Here is a 6,061-nt window from a genome sequence, read left to right on the forward strand (position 1 = left end):
TGATCCTGGCCGGTCGCGGTGATGATGAGGCTATGGCTATGGATGACGACTTTTTACGTGCACTTGAATACGGTATGCCGCCAACATCTGGTTTAGGTATCGGTATCGACAGGCTGGTAATGCTGATGACGAATCAGAGCACCATCCAGGAAGTATTGTTTTTCCCACAAATGCGTCCTGAGAAAAAAGCCAAGGTCGCCACTGCGGAGGACTTTATAAACATAGGTGTATCTGCTGAATGGGTTCCGATATTGAATAAAATGGGCTTTAATACCGTTGAAGAATTAAAAGCAGCTAACCCCAACAAGGTATTTAATGATCTTGGCGGGATGCGTAAAAAACTAAAACTCGATATTACCATGCCGACCAAAGAAGAGGTAATGGCTTGGTTTGAATAATGAACCTTGATTTTTACGATTTTAGGATTACCCTTAATAATGGCCTGCTTCGCGCAGGCCATTTTAGTTTATGATCAATCATAAAATCTTTTAATCAAGAAAATCAAGGTTCTCGATAAAAAAATCCAACGCAATCAGCGTAATCTCTCAAATCAGCGGTTATAATTTCTTAACAAAAGCTTAAAAAAAATAATACTTTCATTTAAAAAGAGTTGGCTATTATTGTAATAAACACATATATACAAATATCATGACCAACTCAATATTGGAGATCACCGAAAACGAATACCTGATCAAACTTAACAGGAGCAATTTTAACCTGTCGTTCATCAGGAGTTTATTGAAGCTTGTTGAAGTGGCAAACCCGTCTGAAGAATCTGAATATTCATCATACACAGATAGCTACGTTCAGCCTTATCAAAACCATTCAGCTACGCCTGATTATTTCAGCGCCATTGAAGAAAAATAAAAGGGACGCGGTTTTCGCGTCCCTTTTATTTTTTATACCTTTTCCTATCTGTTCTTTTTCTTAGAACTGACGATATCCACCTCTTACTACTTGCTTATCCATCTGGGCTAATTGGCCTTTCATCATTTTGATCTGTTCGGTAAGCAATTTGTTCTTGTCATCTTTTGAAGCTTCTGACAAATACATTTGCGCCTCGCGCTTGTTACGCTTAGCCATTGAAATGCCAGCCAGGCTCAACTTCGCCAAAGCTATATTGTGCGACATTTTCATCCCCAGCGACAGAGCTTTCTTAAAATATTTCTCTGATTTCATTGGCGCCTTGCGTGATTCGATCAAACCGATCAGCAAGTTGTAGTAACCGTGCTGGTTTTTGTGCAGCTGTTTTTCGTAATCGGTAATTTTCAACAACCATACTTCTGACTTTTCAGAATTTTCCTTACGTAAAAAATACTGGGCTATGATCATATTCTCGTTAAAGAAGAAGCTAAGCAGTATAATACCGCCCATTAACAGAACAAAAATACCCCATCCCCAAAAACCGAATGCACAAAGGGCAACCGCCGCACCCATCACTACACAAGCAATAACTAACCGAACAATATTTGACATAATTTGTGTTACTATATATTAGCACAAATATCAGTTTATTTGTACGCTTAATCAACTTCTATATAAATATTTATGGCGATTGCGTTACCACCATCATGGCTCGAGGTTTTACAGCATGAATTTGATAAACCTTACATGCTAAAACTCAAACAATTTTTAAAGGAAGAGCACGAATCCGGACAAACTGTGTACCCTAAAAACGGCGAGATCTTCAATGCTTTCAACACTACTCATTTTGATGATGTTAAGGTGGTGATATTAGGCCAGGACCCCTATCATGGAGCCCATCAGGCGCATGGCCTTTCATTTTCGGTGCAAAAAGGTATTGCTATCCCCCGCTCATTAATAAACATCTACAAAGAGCTCCAAAGCGACATTCCGGGCTTTACCCTTCCCGCACATGGCAATCTGGAAGAATGGGCCAAACAGGGTGTTTTATTACTGAACGCCACTTTAACCGTAAGGGCGGGCGATGCCGGTTCGCACCAAAAAAGAGGCTGGGAAGAATTTACCGATGAGGTGATCAAAACCATCTCCGATAAAAAAGAAGGCATCGTATTTATACTATGGGGTGCCTTTGCCCAATCGAAAGCAGTTTTGATTGACGAAAAGAAACATTTTATTATTCGCTCTCCCCACCCATCGCCATTTTCAGCGGATCGCGGCTTTTTCGGCAGCAAGCCTTTTTCAAAAACTAATGAGATATTGAAAAAGGAAGGTAAAAAAGAGATTGACTGGCAAATACGTTGAGCGAGAGGCAAGACGGCAAGAAACAAGAGTCGAGAAGAGATTCGAGACATCAAGAGCCAAGAACCAAGATTTAAAAAAGTCTGAAAATAAAAAGAGTCAAGAAATGAAAGATATTTAATCCTTCTTCTTGACTCTTGTTTCTTATAGTCTTGATTCTTTCCCCTGAGTCTTGACTCTCTCTTAGTACTCCAGCGGTACTATAGGCTCTTTTTTACTGGTGGACATGATCATCATGGTTTGGAATGTTTTTACCACGGTGATGCGGCTGATCTTTTCCATAATGAGCTGCTCGTACGATTTAATGTCGCGTACGTATACCTTCAGCAAAAAATCACACTGACCGGTTACGTGGTGGCATTCGGTAACCTCCTTAATATTCTTGATCTCATCCAAAAAAGTTTGAATGGTGTTTTTCTGATGAAAGTCAAGCGAGATCTGGATAAAGGTTTTGATACCTAATCCTAACTTCTCTTCATCTACCAGGGCATGGTAGCTTTTATTGTATTCGGCGTTCTCAAGTTTACGCACACGTTCAAGAGTAGGTGCTGGTGAAAGCCCTATCTCGTTAGACAGCTGAAGGTTGGTTATCCTTCCGTTTTCCTGTAAAATCTTGAGTATCTGTAGGTCTATTTTATCTAATTCGGCGGCCATAGTTGTATGCAAATATAGTATTTTCCTCGCTTCGCAAAATTTAATTTTTCGTTAAAGTACTTCAACGAAAACATATTTCCTAACGTTTATTTTTTTAGATTAGTCTAAATTATTTATTAGATTTGTTTAAATGAATACTTTAGCCGAGGAAAACTACTTAAAAGCCATCTATCATCTTGCTGTAAATGATGGAAATGCAAGTACAAATCAAATCGCATCCTCGCTAAATACCAAGGCATCTTCGGTTACCGACATGCTGAAAAAGCTTGCCGATAAAGCGCTTATTAACTATACTCCTTACCAGGGCGTGAACCTCACCCCTTCCGGCGAAAAGATAGCTATAAGCATTATTCGTAAGCACCGGCTGTGGGAATATTTTTTAGTGGAGAAGCTTAACTTTAAATGGGACCAGGTACACGACCTTGCTGAAGAGATGGAACATATCTCATCCGAAGAGCTGATTGACCGCCTTGACGAGTTTATGGGCTATCCCAAACATGACCCGCATGGCGACCCGATACCAGATTGTAATGGCCGGTTTGACACGCACGAATTAAAACCTGTCTCGGCGGTAACCGTTAACCAAAGCGGTATAATTTCAGGTGTGCGCGACCATAGTTCATCCTTTTTACAATACCTCGATAAAAAACAGCTTACCATCGGCTGCAAAATAATGATCACTGATATTATTGAATATGACCATTCTGTAGTGGTACAAACCGGCAATAATGAAGTGCACATCAGTCGTGAGGTAGCTAACAATCTGCTTATAGCCCTATGAATAATACACACACCGAATCTTTAGGCAACGTACACGGATCTGTAACCACCGAAAACAAAACCGGCTGGCGTAAGCTCATGGCTTTCCTGGGGCCTGCTTACCTGGTAAGTGTCGGTTATATGGATCCGGGTAACTGGGCAACGGATATTGCCGGTGGCAGTGCTTTTGGATATAAGCTAATCTGGGTGTTATTTGTATCTAACATGATTGCGCTGCTCCTGCAATCGCTGGCGGCCAGGTTAGGGATAGTGCGCGGGCTCGACCTTGCACAGGCCTCTAAAAATGCGTATCCGCGTTTCGCAAATTTTTGGCTGTATATATTGGCTCAGATAGCCATTGTAGCATGTGACCTTGCCGAAATCATCGGTATGGCCATTGGCTTAAAGCTGTTGTTTCATCTTCCTTTGATCTGGGGTGTATCGCTTACTATTACCGATACAGTACTGATGCTTTATCTGATGAATAAGGGCATGCGCAAACTTGAAGGTTTTATCATTTCAATGATCTTTATAGTAGGGCTCTCTTTTTTGGTCGAAATGTTTATTGTTAAACCCGATGTAATAGAGGTAGCAAAGGGCTTTATTCCCGGCAACTTATTTAAAGGTGACAAGATCAGCCAACAGATGCTTTATATAGCTATCGGCATCATTGGCGCTACGGTAATGCCGCACAACTTATACCTGCATTCATCGCTGGTGCAAACCCGTAAAATAACCCGTACGGAAGAGGGCTTCAGGGCTGCCATTAAATTCAACCTTTTTGATACTGTTATCGCCCTCAATCTGGCATTTTTTGTGAATGCAGCTATTTTGATATTAGCAGCAAGTGCATTTTTTAGGAACGGCTATTTTGAGGTTGCAGAGATCCAGGATGCATTTAAACTGCTCGAGCATATTTTCGGTGCTATAGCACCTACTTTATTTGCCATAGCGCTCATCGCATCGGGCCAAAGCTCAACCATTACAGGTACCCTTGCCGGGCAGATAATTATGGAAGGGCACATTAACTTGCGCATAGAACCCTGGTTACGTCGCCTGCTTACCCGCGTGTTGGCTATTGTGCCGGCAGTATTTACCATACTTTATTATGGAGAAGAGGGTTTAGGAAAACTCCTGATCTTAAGCCAGGTTGTATTAAGCCTTCAGTTGGGTTTTGCGGTAATCCCCCTCATCCATTTTACTTCCGACAGGAAAAGAATGGGCAAATTTGCCATCAATTTCCAGACAAGGGCATTGGCATGGGCAAGCGCCCTGTTAATTGTTGCTTTAAATGCCAAACTGGTATATGAACAAATTGGCGACTGGATAAACGGCACATCATCACCAATATGGATCTATGCCATAGTGGTGCCGATTGTTATTGGGATAGCTATATTGCTGATCTATGTTTTTATACGGCCATTGTTATTTAAACATTATGACAGACCAGCTATTGTACCACACGGTATAGCCAATGCTATTACCGAGCTTGATGCCATCACTTATAGTCACATTGCCATAACCATCGATTTTTCAAAAAACGATACTGATTGTCTTCGCCACGCCATAATGCAGGGCGGCAAAAAAGCCGATTACACATTGATACATGTTGTTGAAACTGCCGGCGCACGTTACTATGGCGGCCAGGTACTGGACAATGAAACCCAGATCGATTTTAACAACCTCGATAAATATGTTTGTGCTTTAAAAAACCTTGGCTACAATGCCCAGGGACAAATTGGTTACGGCAACCCGGCCAGTGCCATTGCCGAAATTGTAAAGGATGAAAAGATCGATTTCATTGTGATGGGCTCGCACGGGCACAAAGCGCTGAAAGATCTTATATTTGGCACAACCGTAAACTCTGTAAGGCACAAGGTTAATGTGCCGGTACTGGTTGTAAAGCCACAGTCAAACTAATTTTGTAAGTTTGCGGTCGAATAATTATGAGCGAGGATAAGATCTACATAAAAAATAAAAAAGCCTACTTTGAGTACCATATACTCGATAAATACGTAGCAGGGATACAACTGCTGGGTACCGAGATCAAGTCGATAAGACAAGGGAAGGCTAATATTAACGACGCTTTTTGTACGTTCATTAACAACCAGCTATACGTACGTAACCTGCATATTTCTGAATACTCATTTGGCTCGTTCTATAACCACGAAGCTAAACGCGACCGCATCCTGCTGTTAAATAAAAAGAGCTCAAAAAACTCCAGACCAGAGGCGAAGAACGCGGATTAACCATCGTTCCACTCGCCCTATTTATCAGTGAGCGCGGTTTTGCAAAATTGGAAATAGGATTGGCTCAGGGTAAAAAGACATTTGATAAACGCGAAACATTAAAAGAGCGCGATACCAAGATAGAGTTGGACAGGGTGATGAAAAGGTAGTTGCCCCCCAGCCCCCTAAAGGGGGAG

Annotated in this window: 7 protein-coding genes and 1 pseudogene; 6 read left to right on the forward strand and 2 right to left on the reverse strand. The window is 41.5% G+C overall.

Translation table 11 applies throughout. The features are described from left to right. Positions 1-398: DUF4332 domain-containing protein (locus VF500_RS01185; RefSeq protein WP_330857919.1), on the forward strand; the 398-nt coding region annotated here is incomplete at its 5' end. Between the two features lie 250 nt (positions 399-648). Further along, positions 649-867: a hypothetical protein gene (locus VF500_RS01190; protein ID WP_090527160.1), complete on the forward strand. Its 219-nt coding sequence runs from the start codon at positions 649-651 to the stop codon at positions 865-867. Positions 868-927: 60 nt separating this feature from the next. Here VF500_RS01190 and VF500_RS01195 read toward each other — a convergent pair whose 3' ends face one another. Then, entirely contained in the window at positions 928-1,476 is a 549-nt protein-coding gene (locus VF500_RS01195; protein WP_091162705.1) for a hypothetical protein, read from the reverse strand. Positions 1,477-1,548: 72 nt separating this feature from the next. Here VF500_RS01195 and ung point away from each other — a divergent pair, with 72 nt between their 5' ends. Continuing rightward, positions 1,549-2,226, forward strand: a complete 678-nt coding sequence (ung, locus tag VF500_RS01200; protein ID WP_330857920.1) for a uracil-DNA glycosylase — start codon at positions 1,549-1,551, stop codon at positions 2,224-2,226. A gap of 180 nt (positions 2,227-2,406) precedes the next feature. Here the strand turns inward: ung and VF500_RS01205 are convergent, their stop codons facing one another. Next, complete coding sequence (locus VF500_RS01205; protein ID WP_330857921.1) at positions 2,407-2,877, reverse strand: Lrp/AsnC family transcriptional regulator; 471 nt, start codon at positions 2,875-2,877, stop codon at positions 2,407-2,409. A 130-nt stretch (positions 2,878-3,007) separates the two neighbouring features. On the opposite strand from VF500_RS01205, the gene VF500_RS01210 reads away from it, so the two are divergent. The 3 genes and pseudogenes from VF500_RS01210 to smpB all read left to right on the forward strand — a co-directional run bounded on the left by VF500_RS01210 (position 3,008) and on the right by smpB (position 6,034). Next, on the forward strand, positions 3,008-3,658 hold the full coding sequence (locus VF500_RS01210; protein WP_330857922.1) for a metal-dependent transcriptional regulator: 651 nt from the start codon (positions 3,008-3,010) through the stop codon (positions 3,656-3,658). Beyond that, positions 3,655-5,556 (forward strand): Nramp family divalent metal transporter, encoded by a 1,902-nt coding sequence (locus VF500_RS01215; RefSeq protein WP_330857923.1) that lies wholly within the window; start codon positions 3,655-3,657, stop codon positions 5,554-5,556. The genes VF500_RS01210 and VF500_RS01215 overlap by 4 nt, the downstream gene beginning before the upstream one ends. 26 nt (positions 5,557-5,582) lie before the next feature. Then, positions 5,583-6,034: pseudogene (smpB, locus tag VF500_RS01220) on the forward strand (SsrA-binding protein SmpB). Positions 6,035-6,061: the final 27 nt, after the last annotated feature.

The sequence above is a fragment of the Mucilaginibacter sp. genome, assembly GCF_036383575.1.
GTDB lineage: Bacteria > Bacteroidota > Bacteroidia > Sphingobacteriales > Sphingobacteriaceae > Mucilaginibacter.